Genomic DNA, 25,011 nt, shown 5'->3' with positions numbered 1-25,011 from the left:
CTGTGGGGGGCTGGGGGGCGGGTGCGGGGCCGGAGTCGAAGGTGACCGGGAGCCCGGCGGGGGCGGTTCCGGTGGGGGCGACCTGGAGGGTCTTGAGCGCGAACTCCATGACCTTCTTGTAGATCGGGCCGCAGATCTGGCCGCCGAAGTAGCTGCCCTTGGTGGGGTTCTGGATGGCGCAGTACACGGTGATCCGCGGGTTGTCGGCGGGCGCGAATCCGGCGAAGGAGGCCGTGTAGCCCTTGTAGCGGCCGGTGGCCGGATCCACCCGGTTGGACGTGCCGGTCTTGCCGCCGACCCGGTAGCCGGGGATGCGGGCCTTGGTGCCGGTGCCCTCCTGGTCGTCGACGACCGACTCCAGCATCTGGGACAGGGTCTTGGCGGTGTCCTGGCTGATCACGCGGGTCTGCTCGGGCGCCGGGGCCGGGGTGAAGCGGCCGTCGGGGCCCTTGGTGCCGCGGACCAGGGTGGGTGCGATCCGTACCCCGCCGTTGGCGATCGTCGAGTACACGGAGGCCGCCTGCATGGCGTTGAGGGACAGGCCCTGGCCGAAAGGGATCGTGTACTGCTGGGAGGTGGACCAGGCCTCGGGCCGGGCGAGGATGCCGCGGGACTCGCCCGGGTAGTTCAGGCCGGTGGGCTGCCCGATGCCGAACTTGTTCAGGTAGGAGTAGAGGACCCGGTTGGCCTCGGGCTGGGTGGCGCCGAGCTGGCCGGTGGCCAGGATGGTGCCGATGTTGGAGGACTTGGCGAGGACCCCGTTGAGGGTCAGGTACCAGGTCGGGTGGTCGATGTCGTCCTTGAACAGCCGGTCGCCGCGGTGCAGCCGGTTGGGGACCTCGACGTGGGTCTCGGGGGTGGCCTTCTTCTCCTCCAGCACGGCGGCCATCGACATCACCTTGGCGGTGGAGCCGGGCTCGTACACGTCCTGGAGGGCCGCGTTGCCCATGGCGGCGGAACTGGCCTTCGACAGGTCGTTGGGGTCGAAGCCGGGGGCGTTGGCCATGGCCAGCACCTCACCGGTGCGGGCGTCCTGGACGACGACGTAGCCGCGGTCGGCCTCGGACTTGGCGACCTGCTCGCTGATGGCGCTCTGCGCCGCCCACTGGATGTCGCGGTCGATGGTCAGCTCGACGTCCTCGCCGGGTACGGCGGGCTTCTCGCTGGACCCGGCGGTGGGCACGCGGCGGCCGCCGGACTGGGCGTACGTGATCGCGCCGTCCTTGCCGGACAGCTTCTTGTCGAGGGAGGACTCCAGGCCGCCGGCGCCCTTGCCCTCGGCGTTGACGTAGCCCAGTATCCCGGCGGCCAGGTCCCCGTTGGGGTACACGCGCTTGCTGCTGTCCTCGTTGAACACGCCGGCGAGGACGTTGGCGCCGGGGCCGTTGTTCTTCTTGTCGGCGGCCGCCTTGTCGGCGAAGACCCGCTTGAGGTCCTTGATCTGGTTCCAGACCTGGGGGGTCTGGCGGCGGGCCAGGATCACGTAGCGGGTGTTCTTGGTCTTGAGGCGGGCGGTGAGTTCCTTGGCGTCCTTGCCGAGGATCGGCGCGAGGAGGGCGGCGGCCTGCTCGGGGGCGTCCGGGGCCTTGCTGTCCTGCGGGGTGAACATCTTCGGGTCGGCGGTGATGTCGTACGCGTCGACGCTGGTCGCGAGGGCGACGCCCTTGCGGTCGGTGATCTCGCCGCGCTCGGCGGCGAGGGTGTAGCTGGCGAAGCGGTTCTCGGAGGCCTTGGCGGAGTACGCGGAGGCGTCGACGGCCTGCACCTGGAGCAGCCGCACGACGAAGGCGAGCATGACGAGGGTCAGCCCGACGCTGACGAGCCGCAGCCGGGGCTTGGGGCTGCCGAGCCGGATGGTGTGCGGCTGCCTCGCGGGGCCGGGCCGCCGTGTGGCGGGCCGCGAGGTGGCTCGCGCCCGCCCCGGCCCGGGCCCGGGCACGCGCCGCCCGCCCGGGGCGCTCACGCCCCCACCGCCGCGCCGGTGCGGGGGGAAGGCCCCGCCGGGGGTACCCCCGGCGAGAGCTGGGGGAGGGTCCGCGTCACGACGTCACCTTCCGGAGGTCGGGTTGGACTGGGGGACACCGCCCGGCGCGGGCTGCCCGGCCTGCGGCGCGCCCGCCGGGGCACCGCCCGGGGTGCCGGCCGGGGGGGAGCCGGGGGCGCCGGCCTGGGCGGTGCCCGGGGCGGCGGACTGGGGAGCGCCGGGGGCACCGGCCGGGGCGGAGCCCGCGGCGGCGGCCGGGGACGGCTGCGTCGACGGGGGCGGCGGGGGTTCCGCGGGGGCCGCCGTTCCCGCCACCTTGCCGTCCGGGCCGATGAAGACCGGGCTGCCGCCCGGGACCAGGCCGAGTTCGTGGGCCCGCCGCTGCAAGGCGTCCGGCGCCGAGTACCCGTCCACGTCCCGCTGGAGCGCCTGCTCCTCGTCCGTGAGCGCGGTGGTCTCCTTCTTCAGCCGGCTCAGCTGGAAGGAGCCCTGGTTGAGCGCCGAGTTCAGGAGCAGCAGGCTGATCAGCCCACCGGCCAGCAGCGCCACCACCAGCAGGACGAACGGCATCCGCGCCGCCTGCCCCGAGGAGCCGCCGCGCAGCCGCCCCAGTCCCCCGGCTCTGCTCACAGCCGCGCCTCCCGGATGCGCTCGACCCCGCGGAAGCGGGCCGGCGCGGCCCGCCGGTTCTCGGCGATCTCCTCCTCCGTGGGCAGCTCCGCGCCCCGGGTGAGCAGCTTCAGCTTGGGCTGGTACTTCTCCGGCACCACCGGCAGCCCCGGCGGCGCCGTCGATGCGGCGCCCGCCGCGAAGACCTGCTTGACCAGCCGGTCCTCCAGCGAGTGGTACGAGAGCACGGCGATCCGGCCGCCCACCGCGATCCGCTCCACGGCCGCCGGGATCGCCCGCTCCAGGACCGACAGCTCGCCGTTGACCTCGATGCGCAGCGCCTGGAAGGTCCGCTTGGCCGGGTTGCCGCCGGTCCGCTTCGCCGCCTGCGGCAGCGCGTCGCGGATCAGCTCGACCAGTCGCGCGCTGTTCGTGAACGGCTCCTTCTCCCGCTCGCGGACGACCGCCGAGACGATCCGCTTGGCCTGCTTCTCCTCGCCGTACTGGCGCAGGATCCGTACGAGCTCGCCCGGCGGGTACGTGTTGAGGACCTCGGCGGCGCTCATCCCGGTCGTCTGGTCCATCCGCATGTCCAGCGGCGCGTCCTGCGCGTACGCGAACCCGCGGTCGGCCTCGTCGAGCTGCATGGACGAGACGCCCAGGTCGAAGAGGACGCCCTGGACGGCGGGGATGCCCAGCCGGTCCAGCACGTCGGGCAGCTCGTCGTAGACGGCGTGGACGAGGGTGGCGCGGTCACCGAAGGGCGCGAGCCGCTCGCCGGAGAGCCGCAGGGCCTCCTTGTCGCGGTCGAGGCCGATCAGGTGCGCCTCGGGGAACCGGGTCAGCAGGGCCTCGCTGTGGCCGCCGAGGCCGAGGGTGCAGTCGACGACGACGGCCCCGGGCCTCTCCAGCGCCGGGGCCAACAGGTCCAGGCACCGCTGGAGCATCACCGGGACATGTCGGGACTCGCTAGTCAAAGCGCCCTCTCAGATAACGGCGCGGCAGGCATACGCCGCGCCGCGCACGCGGAGTGTTACCAGGGGGCCGGGCGGCCGGTCAGGGCCGGGCTCCGGCCGGTTCGCGCCACTTTAGTGCAACGGTCGCCGCGGTCAACGAACCGCCCCGCGCGCCGTGCGCTCCACTCGTACGGAACCCGCAAAAGCCGCTATTCACCCATATGGCCGCCACCCCCTCACCCCTGTGGGTTAGCTCACAACAAGGACGGTTGACGTTCTTTGTCCACCCTCACTCCGTGCCTTTACCAGCGGTGACCACTAACGTCGTATGCATGACGACTTCCGCATCCCTGCCCGCAGAGACCACCCCCCAGGCATCCAGCGGCGGCTCCGTCACGGACCGGCTGGTGGCGGCGAACCGCGCGTACGCCGCGGAATTCGCGGATCCCGGAATGGACGCCCGTCCCGTCCTGCACGTGGCCGTCGTGGCCTGCATGGACGCCCGCCTCGACCTGCACAAGGCCCTCGGCCTGGAGCTCGGAGACTGCCACACCATCCGCAACGCGGGCGGCGTCGTCACCGACGACACCATCCGGTCGCTCACGATCAGCCAGCGCGCCCTGGGCACCCGCACGGTGATACTGATCCACCACACGGGCTGCGGTCTCGAAAGCCTGACCGAGGACTTCCGGCACGAGCTGGAGGACGAGGTCGGCCAGCGCCCCGCCTGGGCCGTCGAGGCCTTCCGGGACGTGGACCAGGACGTCCGCCAGTCCATGCAGCGGGTCCGGACGAACCCCTTCCTGCCCCACCGCGACGATGTGCGAGGCTTCGTCTTCGACGTGCACACCGGACTCCTGCGGGAGATCGATCCCGCCTCGTGAGTGACACAAGGCCTGGACGCCGTCAAGAATGCGGGAAGACGCCGCCCGGAAAACCGTCCGGGCCGGCGTCCGTGTCGGGGTGGGCCGGAGTGCGCTGAGGGCGTCGGCCCTGCGGAAAGGGCCGAGGAGAACCAGGTGACGACGTATGACGACCGAGCGAGCCTCGCTGATCTGACGAGCACGGCGGAGCGGGTGCGCCACTCCGTCGAGAGCGTGATCGAGGGCAAGCCCGAGGTCGTACGCATCGCGCTGACCGTGCTGCTCGCCGAGGGGCACCTGCTGATCGAGGATGTCCCCGGCGTCGGCAAGACGATGCTCGCCAAGACGCTGGCGAAGTCCATCGACTGCTCGGTGCAGCGCATCCAGTTCACGCCGGACCTGCTGCCCTCCGACATCACCGGTGTCAGCATCTACGACCAGCAGCGCCGCGAGTTCGAGTTCAAGCCGGGCGCGATCTTCGCGCAGATCGTCATCGGCGACGAGATCAACCGCGCCTCGCCGAAGACCCAGTCCGCGCTGCTGGAGTCGATGGAGGAGCGCCAGGTCACCATCGACGGCACGACCTACACGCTGCCGAGCCCGTTCATGGTGGTCGCCACCCAGAACCCGGTGGAGATGGAGGGCACCTACCCCCTCCCCGAAGCCCAGCGCGACCGCTTCATGGCCCGCGTCTCCGTCGGCTACCCGAGCCCCGACGCCGAGCTCCAGATGCTCGACGTACACGGCGGGATCTCCCCGCTCGACGACCTCCAGGCCGTCGCGCACGCCCACGACATCGTCAAGCTGATAGAGGCCGTCCGCGAGGTGTACGTCGCCGAGCCCGTCCGGCGCTACGTCGTCGACCTGGTCTCCGCGACCCGCAGCCACCCGGACCTGCGCCTGGGCGCCTCGCCGCGCGCCACCCTCCACCTGCTGCGCGCCGTGAAGGCCTCCGCCGCGCTGTCCGGCCGGGACTACGTACTGCCCGACGACGTGCAGGCGCTGGCCGCCCCCGTCCTCGCGCACCGGCTCCTGCCGACCGCGCAGGCCCAGCTGAACCGGCGCACCGCCGAGCAGGTCGTCCACGACATCCTCCAGCGCACCCCCGTCCCCGCCGCGCACGCCCGCGGCGAGATGCCGCCCGGCGCGGGCATCCGGAGCTTCTGATGAGCGCCGGTGCCCCGCGCGGCGCCGGCGGCGAGAGCCGGGGCGCCGGCGGGCTGCGCGCCTCGCTGGCGGGGCTGACCACCCGCGGCCGGTCCTTCCTGGCCGCCGGGGTCGCCGCCGCGCTGTGCGCGTACGTACTCGGCCAGGGCGAACTGCTCCGGGTCGGTCTGCTGCTCGCCGTCCTGCCGCTGATCTGCGTCCTCGCGCTGCACCGCACCCGCCACCGGGTCTCCGGCAGCCGCCGGCTGACCCCGATGCGGGTGCCCGCGGGCTCCGAGGCCCGGGTCCGGTTGCGCATGGAGAACGTCTCCCGGCTGCCCACCGGACTGCTGATGCTCCAGGACCGGGTGCCGTACGTCCTCGGCCCCCGGCCCCGCTTCGTCCTGGACCGGGTCGAACCGGGCGGGCGCCGCGAGGTCTCCTACCGGGTCCGCTCCGACCTGCGCGGCCGCTACCCGCTGGGCCCCCTCCAGCTGCGGCTGACCGACCCCTTCGGCCTGGTCGAGCTGACCCGCTCGTTCAGCACGTACGACACGCTCACCGTCATCCCGCGCACCGAGCCGCTGGTCCCGGTCCGGCTGACCGGCGAGACCTCCGGCTACGGCGACGGCAGCCGCCGCTCGCTGGCCCTGGCCGGCGACGACGACGTGATCCCGCGGACCTACCGGCGCGGCGACGACCTGCGGCGGGTGCACTGGCGCTCCACCGCCCGCTACGGCGAGCTGATGGTGCGCCGCGAGGAGCAGCCGCAGCGCAGCAAGGCCACGGTCCTGCTGGACACCCGCGGGGCCGCCTTCGAGGGCGCCGGACCGGACTCCGCCTTCGAGTGGGCGGTGTCCGGGGCCGCTTCGACCCTGGTGCACCTGCTCGAACAGGGTTTCTCGGCGCGGCTGCTGACCGACTCGGGGACCTCGGCGCCCGGCAGCGGTGGCAGCGGCGGCTTCTCCTCCGGCGGGCAGGAGTCCGCGGAGGCCGCCGGGCTGATGATGGACACCCTCGCGGTCGTCGGGCACTCCGACGGCGCCGGCCTCGCGCGCGCGTACGACGCGCTGCGCAGCGGCGGCGGCCACGACGGCGGGGGCTTCGCCGGAGCCGGCGGTGACGGGCTCCTCATCGCCTTCTTCGGAGACCTGGACGACGTACAGACGGAAGTGGCGGCCAAGATGCGCGCGCGCTGCGGGGCCGCGGTGGCCTTCGTGCTCGACTCCGCGCTCTGGGCCGGACGGCCCTCGCGGGTGGAGGCACGGGTGGGCAGGCTGCGGGACGCGGGCTGGACGGCGCTGGCCGTGCCGCCCGGGGTGGCGTTCGGGGAGCTGTGGCGCCGGGCCGGGAACGCTCCGCTCGGCACGGGTACGTCCGGAGGTTGGGGATGAGCGGGCGGGCGCGCGTGACGCTCTTCGCGATGCTGGCGACGCTGTTCACCTCGTGGTCGCTGGCCGCGCTGGTGGATTCGTCGGGCTGGGTGCTGGAGGCCGGGGTCCTGCTGGCCGTGCAGAGCGCGGTGGGGGCCGGGGTCCGGCGGGTGCCGCTGGGGCGCACGCTCACCGTGGCCTCGCAGGTCCTGGTGTCGCTGCTGGTGCTGATGTTCCTGTTCGCGGGCAAGGGCGAGTCCACCGGAACCGGGACGATGGCCTACCTGGTGACGGACTTCGGTGCCCTGTTCCAGCGGGGTGTCCAGGACGTCGGCGAGTTCGCGATCCCGGCGCCGCTGACGGACGGCATCCGGCTGCTGCTGCTGTCCGGCGTGCTGCTGATCGGGCTGCTGGTGGACCTGCTGGCGGTGACCCTGCGGACCGCCGCCGCGGCCGGGCTGCCGCTGCTCGCCCTGTACTCGGTCGCCGCGGGGCTCTCCGGCGGCTCCGGGGCCTCCTGGGTCTCCTTCCTGCTGGCCGGCTGCGGCTACCTGTTGCTGCTGCTGGCCGAGGGCCGCGACCGGCTCGCCCAGTGGGGCCGGGTCTTCGGCGCGGCCCCGGGCGCGCGGGGGTCGGCGGGCTCCGGGTACGCGGGGCTCGGCCCGGGCTCCGGCCAGGCGCTGGCCCCCGTACGCACCGGGCGGCGGATCGGCGCGGTGGCGCTGGGCATCGCGCTGGCGGTGCCGGCGGCGCTGCCCGCGCTCGGCGGCGGGCTGCTGGGCGCGCGGGGCGGCGAGGCCGGCGACGGCGGAGTCGGGGTCGGCGGGACGATCTCGGCGGTCAACCCGCTGGTCTCCTTGCAGGGCAGTCTGAACACCCAGGACAACCGGGTGGTGCTGAAGTACCGCACGGACAGCCCGCAGCTCGGCGAGCAGTACCTGCGGATCCTGGCGCTGGACGAGTTCAACGGCGTCAAGTGGGAGGCCTCGGGACGGGCCCTGACCGACGTGCCGGAGCGGCTGCCCACCCCGCCGGGGCTGAGCGAGCAGGCCCGGGCGACCGGGATCGAGATACGGACGAGCATCTCGGCGGCGGACACGTACGCGCAGCGCTACCTGCCGATGCCGTACCCGGCGACGTCCGTGGACATCCCGGGCAAGTGGCGGTTCGAGCCGGCCGGCCGGACGCTGGTCGGGGACCAGCTGGGCCGGGACAGGTTCCAGAACGTCCAGGGCGCGATGTACACGGTGCGGAGCCTGCTGCTGCGGCCGACGGCGGAGCAGTTGCAGGCGGCGCCGGAGCCGAATCCGGCCATCAAGGCCGAGTACACGAAGATTCCGGACAACCTGCCGGCGGTGGTCGGCGATACGGCCCGCCAGGTGACGAAGGGCGCGAAGGACGACTACACGCGGGCGGTGAAGATCCAGGACTACTTCGCCGTGAACGGCGGCTTCCGCTACGACACGAAGGTGGCCTCGGGTACGGGGCCGCAGGCCATCGCCCGGTTCCTCGCCGACAAGGAGGGGTTCTGCATCCACTTCGCGTTCTCGATGGCGGCGATGTCGCGCTCGCTCGGGATCCCGGCGCGGGTGGCGGTGGGGTTCACGCCCGGCGAGAAGCAGTCGGACGGCAGCGTGAACGTGTCGATGCGGGATGCGCACGCGTGGCCGGAGCTGTACTTCGAGGGCGTGGGCTGGACCCGGTTCGAGCCGACGCCGCGCCAGGGCATCACGATCCCGGACTACTCCCGGGCCGAGGCCCCGGCGGCCCAGCCGTCCGCGCCGACGGCGCTGCCCTCGCAGAGCGCGGCGCAGCCGTCGGCGGCGCCGTCCAAGGCCCAGGACTGCCCGCCGGAGGAGAAGAAACTGGGTCAGTGCGGGGCGCTGGCGCAGCAGCCGAAGGCTGATTCCGGCGCCGGCGGTCCGTCGCTGCGGACGGTACTGACCTGGACCCTGTCGGTCCTGGCCCTGCTGGCCCTCCCCCTGCTCCCCCTCCTGTGGCGGACCCGGCTGCGGGGACGGCGGCTGGCGGCGGGGCAGGTCCTGGCGGCCTGGCAGGAACTGGCGGACGCGGCCTGGGACGTGGGCATCGCCCCCGACGAGGCGCTGTCCCCGCGCCGGGCGGCGGCCCGGGTGGTGGTGCTGGGCCGGCTGACGCCGGAGGCGGCGGACGCGGTGCACCGGGTCGCGGAGGCGGTGGAGCGCTCGCTGTACGCCCCGCCCGGCACCGAGGCGGCGTACGCGGACCTGGCGGCGGACGTCCTGCTGGCCCGCGCCGGGCTCCTGGCCCCGCTGACCCGGGTCGGCCGCGCACGCGCCGTGTTCCTCCCCCGCTCGGCGGCCCGCCTGCGCTGGTCGGCGGCGGCCCGCTGGTCGGCGTGGACGGCCCGGGGCGCGGACCTGCTGGCCCGTACCCGGGCCCGCATCCCCGTCCGGAACCGCGGCTGAGGCGGTAGCCCCGCGGGGCGGGGAGTCGAGCCCGCCCCGCTGTCCGGCATCACGCGCACGCGCACGCGCGCCCCTACGCGCGCATGCGAAACGGCGGGGCTCGTTCCCCCCGAGCCCCGCCGTAGCGCGGTATTAGGTACCCGGTCCGCACCGGCCGCCCCGTGTCGGCGGTCCGGACCGGGTCCCCGTCCGTGTCCCCAGTCTGGCGTTCGCCCAGGTGGGGGCCATCCGCGCACGTACTCATTTCCGCGACTAGGTACGCGTACTCACGCGGAGCGGGTGGCGCCCCCAGTTCTACGCCGTCCCGGCACCCCGCGGCACCGCCGATCGGGGGTCACCCGCGGCCTCCTCAGGGGCCGCCCCGCTCAGCGGTTCCCGCTGACCCGGCCCCGCAGCAGCAGCGACAGCGCCGAGTGCACGTCGTCCAGCGACCGCTCGCTCTGGAACGACTGCCAGTCCAGCGCGGCCACCAGCACCATGCCGACCATCGCGGCGGCGGTCAGCGGCACGTCGATCTCGGCGCTCAGCTCCCCCCGCTCCACGCCCTCCCGCAGCACCGTCTCCACGACGGCCACCGCCTCCCGCCGGACCACCATCAGCGTGGACTGCCACGCCCGGTTGGTCCGCCACAGCTCGGCGACGTACAGCTGCGTGAAGGCCGGGTACCGGTCGATGAACACGAGTCCCGCCCGGATCATCGCGTCGAGCGCCTCGACCCGGCTGCCGCCGCGCTGCTCCGTCTCCGTCGCCGCGTCGCGCAGCGAGGCCGTCAGCAGCCCGACCCCGTGCCGCAGCAGCTCCTCGAAGAGTTCGTTCTTGCTCGCGAAGTTGTAGTAGACGGTGCCCTTCGCGACTCCCGCCCGCTCGGCGATCTCGTCGACCGTGGTCGCGGAGAAGCCCTGCTCGGCGATGAGGGTGACGGCCGCCTCGTAGAGCTTCTGGCGGGTCGCCTGCCGGCGGCCGCCGCCGGTACCGGTGCTGCTGCGTTCCATGGCGCTGATTCTCACAGGTCAACCGATCTCTACGGGCCCGGTCTCTACAGGCTCAGTTCCGGGTGCAGCCGGTCCATCGTCCACACCTGCTTGCCGCGGGCGGCGAGCGCGGTGAGGACGAGCGATCCCGCGGTGAAGGCCACCAGGACCGCGCATCCGACCCAGACCCGGGTGAGGTCTCCGCCGGAGATGAGGCGGCGCAGCCCCTCGACGATGTAGGTCATCGGCAGGTACGGGTGGATCCAGTTGAAGAAGGCGGGGCTGGTCTGAACGGGGTACGTACCGCCCGCCGAGGTCAGCTGGAGCATCAGCACGACGAGGACGAGGATCCGGCCGGCGGCCCCGAACTTCGCGTTGAGCCACTGGACCATCGCCGCGAAGCAGGCGCTGGCCAGCGCGAGGAAGCCGATGGTCAGCGCGGAGTGGGCCATCTCCAGGCCGAGGGCCCAGTGGAGCACGGACATCAGCGCGAGCACCTGGAGGACGCCGACGCCCACCACGGGCAGCCAGCCGGCGAACGCGATCCGCCAGGGTGAGGCGCCCGCGGCCAGGGCGCGCCGGTTCATCGGCGCGATCAGCATGTAGGCGACCATCGCGCCGACCCAGAGGGAGAGCGGGATGAAGTACGGCGCGAAGCCGGTGCCGTAGTTGGGCGCCTTGTGCAGCGACTGGTTGGCGAGCTTGACCGGGTCGGCCATCACCTGGGTGCGCGCGTCGCGCCGCTGCTGGTCGTAGTCCGGAATCTTGCCGGCGCCGTCGTGCAGGCCGCCGGCGAGTTCGCCGGTGCCGTCGACGAGCTTGTACATGCCGCCGTCGAGGCTGTGGGCCCCGTCGCCGAGCTTGCCGACGCCGTCGCCGAGGGCGCCGGAGCCGTCCTCGGCGGTGCCGAGGCCGGTGTGCAGCTGGCTCATGCCGGTGGCGACCTTGTGGGCGCCGGTGTTGAGGGCCTCGACCTTGGCGACGGCCGCGTCGAGGTCGGAGGAGAGTCCGGGGGCGGCCGCGGCGAGTGCGCGGGCCTGCTTCTCCAGCAGGGTCAGCTCCCCGCGCAGCGTGCCGAGGTCGCCGCTCGTGTCCTTGACCAGCGTGTTGACGTCGCCGGCCAGCCGGGCGCCCTCGGCGGCGTCTTCCTTGAGCCGCTTCAGCTGGGGGCAGGTGGCGGGTACCGGCTGGGCGCCCGCGGTGCACGTCTTGGCGTAGACGTCGGCGGCGCCGGTGGAGACCCGCTGGGTGATGGCGGCGACGGCCGGGGCCTTCTTGGCGAAGGTGTCGAGGTGGTTGTTGACGACCTTGGCGGTGTCCGCGACCAGGATGGCCGTGTCGGCGATCTGCTTGGGGTCCTTGAGGAACGGGCGGGCCTTGCCGGCGGCGCCGTTGACCTTGTCGGCGAGTGACTGGGTGCCGTTCGCGACGTCCCGCGAACCGGTCTCCAGCTTGCCGGCGGCCGAGTTGAGCTTCTTCAGACCGCCGGTGAGCTCGCCGGTCTTCTCCTCCGCGGTGTCCAGGCCGTCGGCGAGGTCCTTGGCCCCCTGCTGGGCCTTGCCGGCTCCGTCCTTGAGCCGGTCGGCTCCGTCGGCGGCTTCGGCGGTCTTGCCGTGGAGGTCGGAGAAGGAGAGGAAGATCTTGTCGAGGAAGCCGCGGGAGGCGTTGGCGGTCGCCGCGGAGCGGACCTCGGAGAAGACGGTGCGCGAGATCGACCCGACGATGTAGTTGTTCGCGTCGTTCGTACGGACTTGCAGGGCGCCGGTGGTGGGGTCGTCACCCGCGCTTGAGGTGATCTTGGTGCTGAAGTCGGCGGGCATGGTGAGGGAGAGGTAGTACGTCCCCTTCTCCACTCCCTTGGCCGCCTCGTCTGCGCTGACCTCGCGCCAGTCGAAGGTCTTGCTGTCGTGGAGCTTCCTGGCGATCTCGCCGCCGGCGTCGACGTGCTTGCCGTCGACGGTGGCGCCCTTGTCGGCGTTGACGAGGGCGACGGGCACCTTGTCCAGGTTCTTGTACGGGTCCCAGAAGGAGCACAGGTACAGCGCGCCGTACAGCAGCGGCAGCAGGAGCAGCGCGATGAGAGCGGCGACGGGCAGCTTCCCCCGCCCGAACCGCTTCAGCTCAAGCGCGGCGAGCTTCGGCGAGCGCATCGTCGGCCCCCTTCGTGTCTTCGGTGTCTTCGGTGTGCTCGGCGTCTTCGGTGTGCTCGGCATCTTCGGTGTGTTCGGGCTTCCGGCCGGCCGCGGGCTCGGCCTCGGTGCCGGACTCGGCCGCCGGCTTGGCCGCCGCGGCGCCCGTGCGCAGGACCGTCGCGTCGTCCGGTGCCTCGCTGCACACCGCGAGGACGGTGGTCCCGCCGGCGGCGATCGAGCGCAGCAGGGTCCAGGCCTCGGCGCGTTCGGCGTCCGAGAGCTTGAGGTCCAGGTCGTCGAGGGCCACCAGCCGCGGTGCGCCCAGCAGGGCGATGGCCACGGACAGCCGGACCGCCTCCAGGCGCTCCAGGTCCCGTACGGAGGTGCGCGGGCCCTTGGGCAGGGTGGCGAGGTCCAGCCCGGCGGCGGTCAGGGCGGCGTCGATCCGGGCCTGGGCCGTGGTGCGGCGCTCGCCGCGCGGGCGCAGCAGGGCGCGGACGGGGCCCTCGTAGCGGCGCTGGAGCAGCGCGCCCTCGCGCAACTGCTCGGCGACGGTGAGGGACTGGTCGAGCTCGTTGACTCCGGCGACCGGGCCGAGGGCGGCGATCCGGCGGACCGCGGCCATGTGCCGCGGCAGCCGGTGGCCGGCGACCTCGGCGTGGCCCTCGGTGGCCTTCATGCGTCCGGTGAGGGCGAGGAGGAGGCAGGTCCGGCCGCTGCCGGAGGGGCCCTCGACCGCGATGAGCGAGCCGGGTTCCGCGTCGAGGCGCACTCCCCGGAACACCCAGCCGCGCGGGCCCTTGAGTCCGAAGTCCTCGGCCCTGACGGCCGCTCCGTGCGGGCTGTCCACGCCGCCCCCCTTCGTTTTGAACTGACTGGTCAGTTCAAAAACTAGCACTTTGGGGAGCACCACGTGCGCAGAGGGGGGCAGTTGACCGGAAGAAGGGGACAAAGCCGCAGGTCAGCGGGATTGTCAGTGGCGACCGTCACCATGAGGGCAGGAACAAACACAGACACAGCAGTACGCAACGACAGGAGGTTCGTCATGGCCACACCGTCCCCGTCCCCTGTCCACCCCGTCCCGCGCAGGTCGGCGGCTCCCTCCCCTCCGGCTCCGCCGCGGGGATGCCCCAAGGCCGCGCTCGATCTGCTCGCCAAGGCCCGCGCCGGCCTGGCCGAAGCCGCCCGGCTGACCCGGCCCAACGAGCGGTACGCCACCGCCCACCTCGCCGCGCTGCGCACCGCCGCGGCCGTGCTCGCCGCGCGCGGACGGCCGGAGCCGGCCGGCGCCCGGCGCCGGCCCCGGATCCGCAGCGCGTGGGAGGTACTGCCGGAGATAGCCCCGGAGCTGACGGAGTGGAGCGCGCTGTTCGCCTCCGGCGCCGACCGCCGGGCGCGGGCCGAGGCGGGGATAGCGGACGCGGCGACGGTCCGGGACGCGGACGATCTGCTGCGCGCCGTGGAGATGTTCCTGCGGCTGGTGGAGCGGATGCTCGCGCTCCAGCCGGTGGCGCCGACGCTGCCGCAGCCCCGCCCGGAGCACCCGGAGCGTCCGGACGCGGGCTGAGCAGGCCGGGGTGACCGGCACGGCATCCTCCAGGCAATAGGGTGGGGCACGTATCTCTCACCCTGTCGCGCCGAGGAGTCATCAGCCGTGTCGGACACTTCCCGCCCCCGTGCCTCCCTTCGCACCGCCGTGGTGTGGGAGGTCCTCAAGGAGGCCCTCGACCGCCGGGTGAAGGCGACCGGGCGGGACGTGCTGGACGTGCTGGACACCGGCGGCGGCACCGGCAAGTTCGCCGTGCCGGTGGCCCGGCTGGGCCACCGGGTGACCGTGGTCGACCCCAGCCCGAACGCGCTGTTCGGGCTGGAGCGCCGCGTCGCCGAGGAGGGCGTGGCCGACCTGGTCCGCGGGGTGCAGGGCGATGCCCAGGGCCTGCTGGAAGTCGTCGAGCGCGACGCATACGACGTGGTGCTCTGCCACGGCGTGCTGGAGTACGTGGACGACCCGGCCGAGGGCGTGGCCAACGCGGTCGCCGCCCTGCGTCCCGGCGGCACGCTCAGCCTGCTGGCCGCCGGCCTCGGCGGGGCCGTGCTGGCCCGCGCCCTCGCCGGCCACTTCACCGAGGCCCGTACGGCGCTCGCCGACCCGGCCGGCCGCTGGGGCGCGGGCGACCCGGTACCGCGCCGCTTCACCGCCGAGCAGCTCGCCGAGCTGGTCGGCGGGGCCGGCCTGGAGGTCGGCTCGGTGCACGGGGTCCGCGTCTTCGCCGACCTCGTCCCCGGCGTCCTGGTCGACACCGAGCCGGGCGCGGTCGAGGCGCTGCTGCGCCTGGAGGAGGCCGCCGCCGAGCTGCCCGCCTTCCACGCGGTCGCCACGCAATTGCACGTCCTGGGCGGTAAGCCCGCTTGATCTGCGCGGTTCCGCTCAGGGAGTACGCCGGACACCCTCCGTTCAGCCGGTGGGCCCCGTATGATCGTGACCAGTGACCGGCATGGTGGTCGGGCCCGTGGGGAATAAGCGCCTCATGACCGTCCACCCGGCGGTACGGTTTCGCGCAAGGTTTGCTCGGGCGGCGCCTTTCGGGGCGGTGCCCTTTCGGGGCAGTGTTTTTGTAACCTCGCGTAGAGGGCGGGTATCACGGGGGCGATTCCCCGCCTATCCTGAAGGGGACCCCTGGTCGCTACCCCCCGCGACCGACGGATGAGGAGGACTCCCGTGCCGCTCTCGGAGCACGAGCAGCGAATGCTCGAGCAGATGGAGCGAGCGCTGTACGCCGAAGATCCCAAGTTCGCGACAGCGCTTGAGGGAAGCGGACTGCGTACGTACACCCGGCGACGGGTCTACCAGGCAGTCGCAGGCATTGTGGTGGGTATCGCGCTCCTCATGACCGGTGTGATCATTCCGAACGTACTCTGGGTCAGCGTGGTGGGATTCCTCGTCATGCTCGGCTGTACGGTCCTCGTGGTCACCGGTTGGCGCAAGGCACCCAAGCCTGGCGAGCAGCCCGTCTCCGGCAGTGCAGGCGGTTCGGCCCACGGCCGCAACCGACAGCGTCGGTCGATGATGACCCGCATCGAGGAGCGGTGGCAGCGCCGCCGCGACGAACAGGGGCAGTAGGCCCCCGCAGACACGGGTGAGGGGACGGCCGCCGTAAGGCGGCCGTCCCCTCACGGCTCTGTCGCGCCGGTCCGCCCCGTCCTCGTCTCCGCGATCGCCCGTTCCGCGGCCCGGTCCTGCGGCATGATGGGCCGGTGAGTGTGCTCCCCCTGGTCTTCACCAGCGGCTGGGCCAGCGGGATCAACGCCTACGCCGTGGTCCTCCTGCTCGGCGTCTTCGGCGCGACCGGACTGACCGACGAGGTCCCCGCATCCCTCCAGCGCACCGACGTGCTGATCGTCGCCGGCGTGCTGTTCCTGTGCGAGGCCGTCGCCGACAAGATCCCGTACGTGGACTCCGTCTGGGACGCGGTGCACACCGTGATCCGCCCGGTGGCCGGGGCCGTGGTCGGCGCCCTGCTGGCCGGACAGAGCGGCTCGCTCTCCGACCTGGCCGCCGGTGCGATCGGCGGCTCCACCGCGCTGGCCAGCCATTTCGTCAAGGCCGGCACCCGGATGGCCGTCAACACCTCGCCCGAGCCGTTCAGCAACATCGCGCTGAGCACCGCCGAGGACCTGGGCGTGGCCGGCATCGTCACCTTCGCGATGTTCAACCCCCAGGCGGCCGCGATCATCGCGGCCGTCCTGCTGGCGGCCGGCCTGGCCATACTCGTCTTCCTGTGGAGCCGGATCCGCCGCTTCCTGCGCCGCCGGGCCCAGCGCCGCGAGGAGAAGCGGCTCGCCGCCGAGGAGCGCGAGGCGCTCGCGCGGGCCGCCGTGCCACCCCGCTGAACTCGGCCGGCCACCCGCCGACCACCCGCCGGCCTCCCCCCGACCTGCAGCCGGCCTCCCCCGATCCCGCTCGATCCCGCTCGATAGGGTCATCCGCATGGCACGAATTGCGGTGATCGGCGCCGGCATGGGCGCGATGGCTACGGCGGCCCGGCTGGCCGTGGCGGGGCACCAGGTGACGGTGTACGAGCGCGGGTCCACCTATGGCGGCTCCGTCGGCCGGTACGAGCAGGACGGCTTCGCCTTCGACACCGGGCCCGGTCTGCTGCACCTGCCCGCCGTCTACCGCGATCTGTTCGTCAAGACCGGCAAGCGGCCCCTGGAGGACTGCGTCGAGCTGGTCCAGGCCGACCCGGCCGTCCGGCACGTCCTCCCCGACGGCAGCTCCGTCACCCTCCCGGGCGGCTCGCGCGGCGGCGCCGCCGCCGTCCTCGACGAGGCCTTCGGCGCGGGCGCGGGAGAGCGCTGGAACGGGGTCCTGGGCCGCGCCCGGGACGCCTGGAACGCCACCCGCCGCCCCCTGCTGGAGGAGCCGCTGCGCCCCGACTGGCAGGTGCTGGGCGGCGATCCGTACCCGGCGCTGCGCAAGAGCGGACTGCTGCGCCGCCGGCCCCCGACCCTCGCCGAGGTGGCGGAGCGCGAGCTGGGCGGGGAGCTCGGCGAACTGCTCGCCGCGCGGGTGCGGGCGTACGGGGTCGACCCCGCCACCGCGCCCGCCTCGGCGGCCGTGCTCCCGTACATGGAGCAGACCTTCGGCAGCTGGTACGTACGCGGCGGGATGCGGGCGCTGGCCACCGCCGTGTACGAGCGCTGCCTGGAGCGGAAGGTCGCCTTCGTCTTCGACGCGCCGGTACGGGAGGTCCTGGAGCAAGACGGCCGGGCGGCCGGGCTGCTGCTGGCCGACGGCACCGGGGCCCCGGCCGACTTCGTGGTCTGCGGGGTCGATCCGCGGCAGCTGGGGGTACCGCTGCCGGCCGGCGGCGCGCCCGCCCGCGGGCCGGGGGTGGCCAGCCGGCTCACCCTGCTGCTCGCGCTGCGCGGCGCGCGCCCCGCGGACGCCGTCCACCGCACCCTGGTCCACTCCCCCGGAACCCAGCTGACCGTGCTGCGCCCCGACGATCCCGCCGTGCGGCCCGACGCGGACCACGAGGCGGTCACCGTGAGCGCCCTCTGCGGCCCTGGGGGCGCCCCTGCGCCCCACGCGGACGAGCTGCTGCACCTCGCGGCCCGGGCCGTGCCCGGACTGCGTGAGCGGCTGCTGTGGACGCGGGAGCGCACGCCCGCGGACATCGAGGCGGACACCGGCGCGCCGGGCGGTGCGGTGCCCCCGCCCGCCCTCGCGGGAGCGGGCGGCGCGATGCTCTACCCCGCCAACACCACCGCCCTGCCCGGGCTGTTCCTCGCGGGCGGCTGGGCGCACCCCGGCGGCGGACTCGCGCACTCCGGGATGACCGGGGCCCTGGTGGCCGGGCTGATCGTGGAGGGCGCGGCGTTCCGCGGCTCCCAGTGACGGAGTGAGCCCCCGGGGAACGTTCCCCGGGGGCTCACTGCTCACCCGCCTCGGTACATCGGTACCCGTCGTGCCCCGGCCCTCAGTAGCGGTACTGCTCGTACTCGCCGGTGCCCTGGTACGGGTACTGCTGCGGCTGCTGCTGCTGCGGGTACTGGCTCTGGTCGTCCCCGGGGTAGCCCGCGCCCGCCCCCTCGGTGGACCGCTGCTGCGGCACCCACACCCCGCCGGGCGGGGTGTCCATCGCGTACTGCTGCTGCCCGCCCGCGCTCGCGTACGGGTCGGCGCCGGAGTAGTCGGCGTACGGGGTGTAGTCGTACGGCTGTTGCGGGATCACGGCCCCGCCCGTGCCGATGTACGGGTCCGAGTAGGCGGCGTAGACCTGCTGTTCGCCGCCCGCCGGATAGCCCGCGGAGTAGTCGTAGCCGCCCTGGCCCTGCTGGTCGTAGCCCTGCCCGTCGTAGAAGGGCGCGTACTGGTGGGCGTCCTGTTCGGCCGTGGGGAACGGCGAGGCGAACGCCGCCGTCCGGCCCGCGTCGGCGGTCGGGGCGAAGCTCTGTATCCCGTACGAGCCCGTGTCCTCGGGCAGCGGCTCCGGGCTGTAGAAATCCTCGGTCGCGGCCTGGAACCGGGGCTCCTGCTGCGCCTGGTCGGGTGCGTCGGCCCGGTCGGCCCCCTCGGGGTCCGGCGCCGCCCCGTCGGACCCGTACTCCAGCGCGGTCACCTCGAGCGCGGGCTCGGGGCGCGCGCTGCCCGCCCGGCGGCGCCGGTTCTGCTTCCGTACGGGCTCGCCGCCGCGGCGCAGCGCCCAGCCGGCCTCGAAACCCTTGCGGAAGGAGAGCGTCACCAGGGTCTGGCCCACGGCGAACGCGGCCGCGCCGATGCCGATGACCGGCACCGACGGCAGCACCACCCCGGCGACCACACCGACGAACCCGGCGAACGCGAGCAACCGCCAGCGCAGCCGGGCCTTGTACTGCATCAGGACCTCGGCAAGCAGCCACAGCGCGACGAAACCGAACGCGATGTAGAGGACCGTCATTCCCATGCGTGGCACCTCTCGGTACGGCCAACCGCCCAGGAAACGGGGGCCGGCCGATCAGGCCCGCTGGTGCAGGCCCAGGTTCTCGTAGATCTCGAGAGTCGCCGTGGAATTGTTCAGCGTGATGAAGTGCAGCCCCGGGACACCCTCGGACAGCAGTCGCGCGCAGAACTCCGTGGCGAACTCGATCCCAATGGAGCGTACAGCGGCTGCATCGTCCTTGACGGCGAGCATGCGCTCTTTCACGGCTGCGGGGAAGACTGCGTTGCTGAGTTGGGGCAGCCGGTCGAGCTGCTTGATGCCCACAACAGGCATGACCTCGGGGATGATCGGGGTCTCGCAGCCCGCCTTCTGGGTGCTGTCGCGCAGCCTCAGATAATTCTCCGGATCGAAGAACATCTGGGTGATCGCATAGTCGGCGCCCGCGCGGCACTTGTCCACGAAGTGACGGATGTCCGTGTCCCAGTCCTCCGAACGCGGGTGCATGTCGGGGAAGGCCGCGACGCCCACGCAGAAGTCGCCGGACTCCTTGAGCAGCCGGACCAGGTCGGCGGCGTAGTGGACGCCCTCGGGGTGCGCGACCCAGGGACCCATGGGGTCGCCCGGCGGGTCGCCGCGCAGGGCCAGCATGTTGCGGATGCCGGCGTCGGCGAACTGGCCGATGACGTGGCGCAGCTCGGCGATGGAGTGGTCGACCGCGGTGAGGTGCGCGACGGGGGTCAGGGTGGTGTCGGCCGCGATCTCCTGGGTTGCCTTGACGGTGCCGCCGCGGGTGGAGCCGCCGGCCCCGTAGGTCACCGAGACGAAGCTCGGGCCCACCGCCTCGATCCGGCGCAGCGCGTTCCAGAGGTTGCGCTCGCCCTTCTCCGTCTTGGGGGCCCAGAACTCGAAGGAGTACGACGGGCTCCCGGACGCCATCAGGTCGCGGACCGTGCGTGCGCGGTCCGTGCGGGTGGAAGCGGTACCAAGGGCCATACGGGCAGGTTAGACGCGCCTTCGTGCGGGCCGAAGCCGCGTCCGCCTTTTGGACACGTTTTTGGACACCCGCACGGACGGCTCGGGAGGACTTAGGCGGAAACGCGCTCGCGGACCCGCTTGGCCAGGTCGGCGGCGGCCGCGCCCGGGTCGGAGGCTTCGGTCAGCGCGCGGACGACCACGATGCGGGTGGCTCCGGCGTCGAGGACCTCGTCGAGGTTGCCGGCGTCGATGCCGCCGATGGCGAACCAGGGGCGGGCGGGGGCCAGCGAGGCCGTGTACCGGACGAGCCCGAGGCCGGGGGCGTACCGGCCGGGCTTGGTGGGGGTGGGCCAGCAGGGGCCGGTGCAGAAGTAGTCCACACCCGGCTCGGCGACGGCGGCGTCGACCTCGGACTCGGCGTGGCAGGACCGGCCCATCAGGACGGACTCGCCGAGGATCGCGCGGGCGGCGGGCACCGGGATGTCGCCCTGGCCCAGGTGCAGGACGTCGGAGCCGATGGCGTGGGCGACGTCGGCGCGGTCGTTCACCGCGAGGAGCCGGCCGTGGCGGCGCGCGGCGTCGGCGAACACCCGGAGGTGTTCGAGCTCCTCGCCGGCCTCCATGCCCTTGTCCCGGAGCTGGACGATGTCCACGCCTGCGGCCAGGACGGCGTCGAGGAACTCGGGGAGGTCGCCCTGCCGCTTGCGGGCGTCCGTGCACAGGTAGAGCCGGGCGTCGGACAGCTGGGTGCGCGCGGACACGTTCGCGGACATGGGTACCCCCCGGGGTGGATGCGGTGCACGGGCCGTCCGGGGCCCGCGCACCGCAGATGGATCAGGCGGCTCGGATCACCCGGGCCGCCGGGTTGCTCCGGTCGCCCGGGTCTCTCGGGTCAGAGGGCGAGCGCCTGAGCGCGGCGCTTCACCTCCGTGCCGCGATTCTCGCTCAGCGCCTGGACGGGGGTGCCGGGCAGGGTCGGGTCCGGGGTGAACAGCCACTCCAGGATCTCCTCGTCGGAGAAGCCGTCGTCGCGGAGCACGGTCAGCAGGCCGACCAGGCCCTTGACGATCTTGTCTCCGTCGATGAAGGGGGCGGGCACCTGGAGCGAACGGTTCTCGCCCCGTCGTACGGCGATCAGCTGACCTTCCTTGACCAGCTGGCGGACCCGGGTCACCTCGATGTCGAGCATCTCGGCGATGTCGGGGACGTACAGCCAGGCGGGGACAAGGGCATCGATCTTTGCGTCAATCTCGGTCACGGGCACAAGCCTGCCACTTCGGACCGGCACCCGGTACCCGAGCCGACCCGTCCGGGTCCCCGCACCCGCTCCGCACCCTTCCCGTAACGCCTAGACCAGCGCCGATTTCAGCGGGACCGCGGGATCGGCGACCTTCGCCGGATCCACCGGGGCCCCCGTCTCGATCAGCTTCCGCCCCTGCGCCAGGTCCCGCGGCCGGCCCACCGCCAGGACCGCGGCCAGCGCCCCGCCCCGGAGCCAGCACACCGACCACGCCGCCTCGGCGGGGTCCCCGCGCCACAGCAGCTCGTCGGCGCCCGCGTGGTGCCCCGCGTACTGCACGAAGCGCCCGAACTGCTCCGACCAGAAGTACGGCACCGGGTCGTAGACCTGCGCCGCCTTCCCCATGACGATGTTCGCCGCGACCACCCGCGGCCCCTGGAGGGCGTTGTCCCAGTGGTGCACCAGCAGCCGCGCCCCGTAGCGGGCCGACGGGAACGACGCGCAGTCGCCGACCGCGTACACCCCGGGCAGGGAGGTGCGCAGGTACTCGTCCGCCGTGATCGCGCCCTCGGGGCCGAGCTCGACCCCCGAGCCCGCCAGCCACCGGGTCGCCGGCCGGGCTCCGATGCCCACGACCACCGCGCCCGCGGGCAGCTCCCGCCCGTCCGCGAGCAGGACCCGCCCGGACTCCACCGAGGACACCTTGGCGCCGGTCAGCAGGGCCGCACCGGACTCCTCGTACCAGTGGGCCATGGGGGCGGCGACCTCCGCGGGCAGCGCCCCGGCCAGCACCCGGTCCGCCGCCTCGACCACCGTCACCGCGCAGCCCGCCTCGCGCGCCGCGGTGGCGAACTCGGCGCCGATCCAGCCCGCCCCGACCACCACGGTCGCCGGGGTCCGGGCCAGCACCGGCCGCAGCCGGGCCGCGTCGTCCAGGGTGCGCAGCAGGTGCACGCCGGGGACGCCCTCGGACCCGGGCAGGGTCAGGGGTTCGGCGCCGGTCGCCAGGACGAGCACCTCGTACGGGACCGGCCCCGCCTCGGTGTCCAGCTCGCGCTCGGCGGCCCGCAGCCCGGTGACCTCCACCCCGAGCCGGAGCACGACGCCGAGCCCCTCGAAGTCCACGTCGAACGCGGAGTCCTCGGCCTTGCCGAGCAGCACCGCCTTCGACAGCGGGGGCCGGTCGTACGGCTGGTGGGGCTCGGCGCCCAGCAGGGTCACGGGGCCGCGCCACCCCTGCTCCCGCAGCGCGACCGCGGTCTGCACCCCGGCCATTCCGGCGCCGACGATGACGACGCCGCTCTGAGTCTGTTCCGTCTGCTCGCTCACGGCGCCCAGCCTAGCGATCTGACAACTCGTCAGGAACAGCGGACCGGCGCGGCGGCCGGGGAGGCAGCCTTACCCGCCCCCGGCGCCGGGGTTAGGCTGGCGCCCGTTACCCATCGCGGGAGTCCGGGCGGACCGGGCTGAGAGGGAGGCTGAGCGGCCTCCGACCGTACGAACCTGATCCGGGTCATGCCGGCGAAGGGAGGGGCTGGACGCCCATGCACTCATCTCGGAAGGGATCCGGAGCGGGATCCCCGACGTCCACAGGGCCCTCGGGGTCCACAGGATCCTCGGGGTCCACAGGGCCCTCGGGGTCCTCGGGGTCCACAGGATCCGCAGGGTCGGACGTCCTCGTCATCGGGGGCGGGATCATCGGCCTGGTCACCGCCTGGCGGGCGGCCCGGCACGGGCTGCGGACCGTGCTCGCCGATCCGGCGCCCGGCGGCGGCGCCGCACAGGTCGCGGCCGGCATGCTCGCCGCCGTCACGGAGCTGCACTACGGCGAGGAGACCCTGCTGGGCCTCAACGTCGCCTCGGCCGCCCGCTACCCCGAGTTCGCCGCCGAGCTGGCCGAGGCCAGCGGCGGGATGGACATCGGCTACCGCGCCTGCGGCACCCTCGCCGTGGCCCTCGACGCCGACGACCGGCTGCACCTGCGCGAACTGCACGCCCTCCAGCGCCGCTGCGGCCTGGAGTCGGAGTGGCTCACCGGCCGCGAGTGCCGCCGCCTGGAGCCGATGCTGGCCCCCGGCGTGCGGGGCGGGCTGCGCGTGGACGGCGACCACCAGGTCGATCCGCGCCGGCTGGCGGCCGCGCTGCTGGCCGCCTGCGAGGGCGCCGGCGTGGAGATCCGCCGGGCGGCCGCGGAGCGGCTGCTGACCGCCGCCGACCGCGCCGTGGGCGCACGGCTCGACGACGGTACGGAGCTGCGCGCCGACCAGGTGGTCCTGGCCGCGGGCTCGCTCAGCGGCCGGCTGGCCGGCGTACCGGCGCGGGTCCTGCCCCCCGTACGGCCGGTGAAGGGGCAGGTGCTGCGGCTCGCGGTGCCGGCGGCGTACGCGCCGTTCCTGTCGCGGACGGTACGGGCGGTGGTCCGCGGCAGCCACGTGTACCTGGTGCCGCGTGAGAACGGCGAGCTCGTCATCGGGGCCACCAGCGAGGAACTCGGCTGGGACACCACGGTCACCGCGGGCGGGGTGTACGAGCTCCTGCGCGACGCGCACGAGTTGGTGCCCGGCATCACCGAACTGCCGCTGACCGAGACCCGGGCCGGACTGCGCCCCGGGTCCCCGGACAACGCCCCGCTGCTCGGCCCGACCGACCTGCCCGGCCTGCACCTGGCCACCGGGCACTACCGCAACGGGGTGCTGCTGACCCCGCTCACCGGCGACGTGATGGCGGAGCTGCTGACCACCGGCACGCTGCCGGAGATCGCCCGACCGTTCACCCCGCGCCGGTTCTCCGCCGCACGTCAGGAGTCGTACGCATGACCATCTCCGTCAACGGCGAGCCGCGCGAGATCGCGGCCGGCACCACGCTCGACGCGGTGGTCGCCACCCTGACCGCGGCTCCGTCCGGCGTCGCGGCCGCACTGAACGAGACCGTGGTCCCGCGCGGGCAGTGGCCGCTGACGCCGGTGGGCGAGGGCGACCGGGTCGAGGTCCTCACCGCGGTACAGGGGGGCTGAGCGCGATGGCTGACGACGCTTTCGTACTGGGCGGCCGGAGCTTCTCGTCCCGCCTGATCATGGGCACGGGCGGGGCGCCCAGCCTGGACGTCCTGGAACGGGCGCTGACCGCGTCCGGTACGGAGCTCACGACGGTGGCGATGCGGCGGCTGGACCCGACGGTCCAGGGCTCGGTCCTGTCGGTACTGACGAAGCTGGGCATCTCCGTGCTCCCGAACACGGCGGGGTGCTTCACGGCGGGCGAGGCGGTGCTGACGGCGCGCCTCGCGCGGGAGGCGCTGGGCACCGACTGGATCAAGCTGGAGGTCGTGGCCGACGAGCGGACCCTGCTGCCGGACGGCGTGGAGCTGCTGGACGCGGCGGAGACGCTCGTGGACGAGGGCTTCACGGTCCTGCCGTACACGAACGACGACCCGGTGCTGGCGCGCAAGCTGGAGGACGTGGGCTGCGCGGCGATCATGCCGCTGGGGTCCCCGATCGGCTCGGGGATGGGGATCCGGAACCCGCACAACTTCGAGCTGATCGCGGAGCGGGCCGGGGTTCCGGTGATCCTGGACGCGGGGGCGGGCACGGCCTCGGACGTGGCGCTGGCGATGGAGCTGGGCTGCGCGGCGGTGATGCTGGCCTCGGCGGTGACCCGGGCGCAGTTCCCGGTCCTGATGGCGGCGGCCATGCGGGACGCCGTCTCGGCGGGCCGCCTGGCGTACCGGGCGGGCCGCATCCCCCAGCGCCGCTTCGCGGAGGCCTCGTCCCCGACCCAGGGCCGAGCCGCCCTGGATCCGGAACGCCCGGCGTTCTGAGGGGGCGGGGGTACGGGGCTCACGGCGCGGCCGCCATCTCCCCCTCGCCCCCCCGCCCCCGGCGACCCGCCCCGGGG

At 73.8% G+C, this 25,011-nt stretch carries 23 protein-coding genes and 1 riboswitch; of the genes, 12 read left to right on the top strand and 11 right to left on the bottom strand.

The window, feature by feature from the left end; genetic code table 11:
- The 3 genes from ADK52_RS37315 to rsmH form a co-directional block, all read right to left on the bottom strand.
- Nucleotides 1-1,963: peptidoglycan D,D-transpeptidase FtsI family protein (locus tag ADK52_RS37315; RefSeq protein WP_063784038.1), on the bottom strand; the 1,963-nt coding region annotated here is incomplete at its 3' end.
- A gap of 84 nt (nucleotides 1,964-2,047) precedes the next feature.
- Nucleotides 2,048-2,614 (bottom strand): hypothetical protein, encoded by a 567-nt coding sequence (locus ADK52_RS44260; RefSeq protein WP_053694280.1) that lies wholly within the window; start codon nucleotides 2,612-2,614, stop codon nucleotides 2,048-2,050.
- Entirely contained in the window at nucleotides 2,611-3,540 is a 930-nt protein-coding gene (gene rsmH / locus ADK52_RS37305; protein ID WP_030156013.1) for a 16S rRNA (cytosine(1402)-N(4))-methyltransferase RsmH, read from the bottom strand. Before rsmH ends, ADK52_RS44260 begins: the two co-directional genes overlap by 4 nt.
- Nucleotides 3,541-3,881: 341 nt before the next feature.
- On the opposite strand from rsmH, the gene ADK52_RS37300 reads away from it, so the two are divergent.
- The 4 genes from ADK52_RS37300 (at nucleotide 3,882) to ADK52_RS37285 (ending at nucleotide 9,378) form a co-directional block, all read left to right on the top strand.
- The gene (locus ADK52_RS37300) at nucleotides 3,882-4,433 is read left to right on the top strand and encodes a beta-class carbonic anhydrase (RefSeq protein ID WP_053694279.1); all 552 of its coding nucleotides are present in this window, start codon (nucleotides 3,882-3,884) and stop codon (nucleotides 4,431-4,433) included.
- A gap of 135 nt (nucleotides 4,434-4,568) precedes the next feature.
- Nucleotides 4,569-5,579 carry an AAA family ATPase gene (locus ADK52_RS37295; RefSeq protein ID WP_053694278.1) on the top strand — a complete coding sequence of 337 codons (1,011 nt, stop codon included), beginning with the start codon at nucleotides 4,569-4,571 and terminating at the stop codon, nucleotides 5,577-5,579.
- Nucleotides 5,579-6,952 carry a DUF58 domain-containing protein gene (locus tag ADK52_RS37290; protein WP_053694277.1) on the top strand — a complete coding sequence of 458 codons (1,374 nt, stop codon included), beginning with the start codon at nucleotides 5,579-5,581 and terminating at the stop codon, nucleotides 6,950-6,952. Before ADK52_RS37295 ends, ADK52_RS37290 begins: the two co-directional genes overlap by 1 nt.
- Nucleotides 6,949-9,378 carry a transglutaminase TgpA family protein gene (locus ADK52_RS37285; protein ID WP_053694276.1) on the top strand — a complete coding sequence of 810 codons (2,430 nt, stop codon included), beginning with the start codon at nucleotides 6,949-6,951 and terminating at the stop codon, nucleotides 9,376-9,378. Before ADK52_RS37290 ends, ADK52_RS37285 begins: the two co-directional genes overlap by 4 nt.
- A 365-nt stretch (nucleotides 9,379-9,743) precedes the next feature.
- On the opposite strand, the gene ADK52_RS37280 is transcribed toward ADK52_RS37285, so the two are convergent.
- Genes ADK52_RS37280 through ADK52_RS37270 form a run of 3 tightly spaced genes read right to left on the bottom strand, consistent with a single transcriptional unit; the run spans nucleotide 9,744 to nucleotide 13,331 of the window.
- Nucleotides 9,744-10,370 carry a TetR/AcrR family transcriptional regulator gene (locus ADK52_RS37280; protein ID WP_053694275.1) on the bottom strand — a complete coding sequence of 209 codons (627 nt, stop codon included), beginning with the start codon at nucleotides 10,368-10,370 and terminating at the stop codon, nucleotides 9,744-9,746.
- A 44-nt stretch (nucleotides 10,371-10,414) separates the two neighbouring features.
- Nucleotides 10,415-12,499 (bottom strand): YhgE/Pip family protein, encoded by a 2,085-nt coding sequence (locus tag ADK52_RS37275; RefSeq protein WP_053694274.1) that lies wholly within the window; start codon nucleotides 12,497-12,499, stop codon nucleotides 10,415-10,417.
- Nucleotides 12,471-13,331, bottom strand: a complete 861-nt coding sequence (locus ADK52_RS37270; protein ID WP_053694273.1) for an ATP-binding cassette domain-containing protein — start codon at nucleotides 13,329-13,331, stop codon at nucleotides 12,471-12,473. The genes ADK52_RS37275 and ADK52_RS37270 overlap by 29 nt, the downstream gene beginning before the upstream one ends.
- Before the next feature lie 195 nt (nucleotides 13,332-13,526).
- Here ADK52_RS37270 and ADK52_RS37265 point away from each other — a divergent pair, with 195 nt between their 5' ends.
- The 5 genes from ADK52_RS37265 (at nucleotide 13,527) to ADK52_RS37245 (ending at nucleotide 17,882) form a co-directional block, all read left to right on the top strand.
- A complete protein-coding gene (locus ADK52_RS37265) occupies nucleotides 13,527-14,048 on the top strand; it encodes an SAV_6107 family HEPN domain-containing protein (RefSeq protein WP_053694272.1) in 522 nt (173 codons plus the stop codon).
- Between the two features lie 87 nt (nucleotides 14,049-14,135).
- A complete protein-coding gene (locus ADK52_RS37260) occupies nucleotides 14,136-14,894 on the top strand; it encodes a methyltransferase (RefSeq protein ID WP_053694271.1) in 759 nt (252 codons plus the stop codon).
- A 306-nt stretch (nucleotides 14,895-15,200) separates the two neighbouring features.
- Nucleotides 15,201-15,602, top strand: a complete 402-nt coding sequence (locus ADK52_RS37255) for a DUF3040 domain-containing protein (protein ID WP_030156028.1) — start codon at nucleotides 15,201-15,203, stop codon at nucleotides 15,600-15,602.
- A gap of 134 nt (nucleotides 15,603-15,736) precedes the next feature.
- Nucleotides 15,737-16,372 carry a DUF4126 domain-containing protein gene (locus tag ADK52_RS37250; RefSeq protein WP_053694270.1) on the top strand — a complete coding sequence of 212 codons (636 nt, stop codon included), beginning with the start codon at nucleotides 15,737-15,739 and terminating at the stop codon, nucleotides 16,370-16,372.
- A gap of 97 nt (nucleotides 16,373-16,469) precedes the next feature.
- Nucleotides 16,470-17,882 (top strand): phytoene desaturase family protein, encoded by a 1,413-nt coding sequence (locus ADK52_RS37245; RefSeq protein ID WP_199828608.1) that lies wholly within the window; start codon nucleotides 16,470-16,472, stop codon nucleotides 17,880-17,882.
- A gap of 82 nt (nucleotides 17,883-17,964) precedes the next feature.
- Here the strand turns inward: ADK52_RS37245 and ADK52_RS37240 are convergent, their stop codons facing one another.
- The 5 genes from ADK52_RS37240 to ADK52_RS37220 form a co-directional block, all read right to left on the bottom strand.
- Nucleotides 17,965-18,930 carry a hypothetical protein gene (locus ADK52_RS37240; protein WP_053694268.1) on the bottom strand — a complete coding sequence of 322 codons (966 nt, stop codon included), beginning with the start codon at nucleotides 18,928-18,930 and terminating at the stop codon, nucleotides 17,965-17,967.
- A 51-nt stretch (nucleotides 18,931-18,981) separates the two neighbouring features.
- Nucleotides 18,982-19,899, bottom strand: a complete 918-nt coding sequence (gene metF / locus ADK52_RS37235; RefSeq protein ID WP_053694267.1) for a methylenetetrahydrofolate reductase [NAD(P)H] — start codon at nucleotides 19,897-19,899, stop codon at nucleotides 18,982-18,984.
- 92 nt (nucleotides 19,900-19,991) lie between these two features.
- A complete protein-coding gene (thiE, locus tag ADK52_RS37230) occupies nucleotides 19,992-20,654 on the bottom strand; it encodes a thiamine phosphate synthase (protein WP_053694266.1) in 663 nt (220 codons plus the stop codon).
- Between the two features lie 119 nt (nucleotides 20,655-20,773).
- Complete coding sequence (locus ADK52_RS37225; RefSeq protein WP_030156038.1) at nucleotides 20,774-21,139, bottom strand: Rv2175c family DNA-binding protein; 366 nt, start codon at nucleotides 21,137-21,139, stop codon at nucleotides 20,774-20,776.
- A 90-nt stretch (nucleotides 21,140-21,229) separates the two neighbouring features.
- Nucleotides 21,230-22,450 carry an NAD(P)/FAD-dependent oxidoreductase gene (locus ADK52_RS37220; protein WP_053694265.1) on the bottom strand — a complete coding sequence of 407 codons (1,221 nt, stop codon included), beginning with the start codon at nucleotides 22,448-22,450 and terminating at the stop codon, nucleotides 21,230-21,232.
- Between the two features lie 105 nt (nucleotides 22,451-22,555).
- Nucleotides 22,556-22,668: riboswitch (TPP riboswitch) on the top strand.
- On the opposite strand from ADK52_RS37220, the gene thiO reads away from it, so the two are divergent.
- The 3 genes from thiO (at nucleotide 22,666) to ADK52_RS37205 (ending at nucleotide 24,934) form a co-directional block, all read left to right on the top strand.
- Nucleotides 22,666-23,937 (top strand): glycine oxidase ThiO, encoded by a 1,272-nt coding sequence (gene thiO, locus ADK52_RS37215; protein WP_078988895.1) that lies wholly within the window; start codon nucleotides 22,666-22,668, stop codon nucleotides 23,935-23,937. Its footprint overlaps the riboswitch before it by 3 nt.
- Complete coding sequence (thiS, locus tag ADK52_RS37210; RefSeq protein WP_030156043.1) at nucleotides 23,934-24,134, top strand: sulfur carrier protein ThiS; 201 nt, start codon at nucleotides 23,934-23,936, stop codon at nucleotides 24,132-24,134. Before thiO ends, thiS begins: the two co-directional genes overlap by 4 nt.
- A gap of 5 nt (nucleotides 24,135-24,139) precedes the next feature.
- Complete coding sequence (locus ADK52_RS37205) at nucleotides 24,140-24,934, top strand: thiazole synthase (RefSeq protein WP_053694264.1); 795 nt, start codon at nucleotides 24,140-24,142, stop codon at nucleotides 24,932-24,934.
- The last annotated feature ends 77 nt before the right edge of the window (nucleotides 24,935-25,011 follow it).

This window comes from Streptomyces sp. WM6372 (assembly GCF_001279655.1).
Classification (GTDB): domain Bacteria; phylum Actinomycetota; class Actinomycetes; order Streptomycetales; family Streptomycetaceae; genus Streptomyces.
Note: the sequence above shows the minus strand (reverse complement) of the source record. Positions and strands in the feature narration are given on the sequence as shown.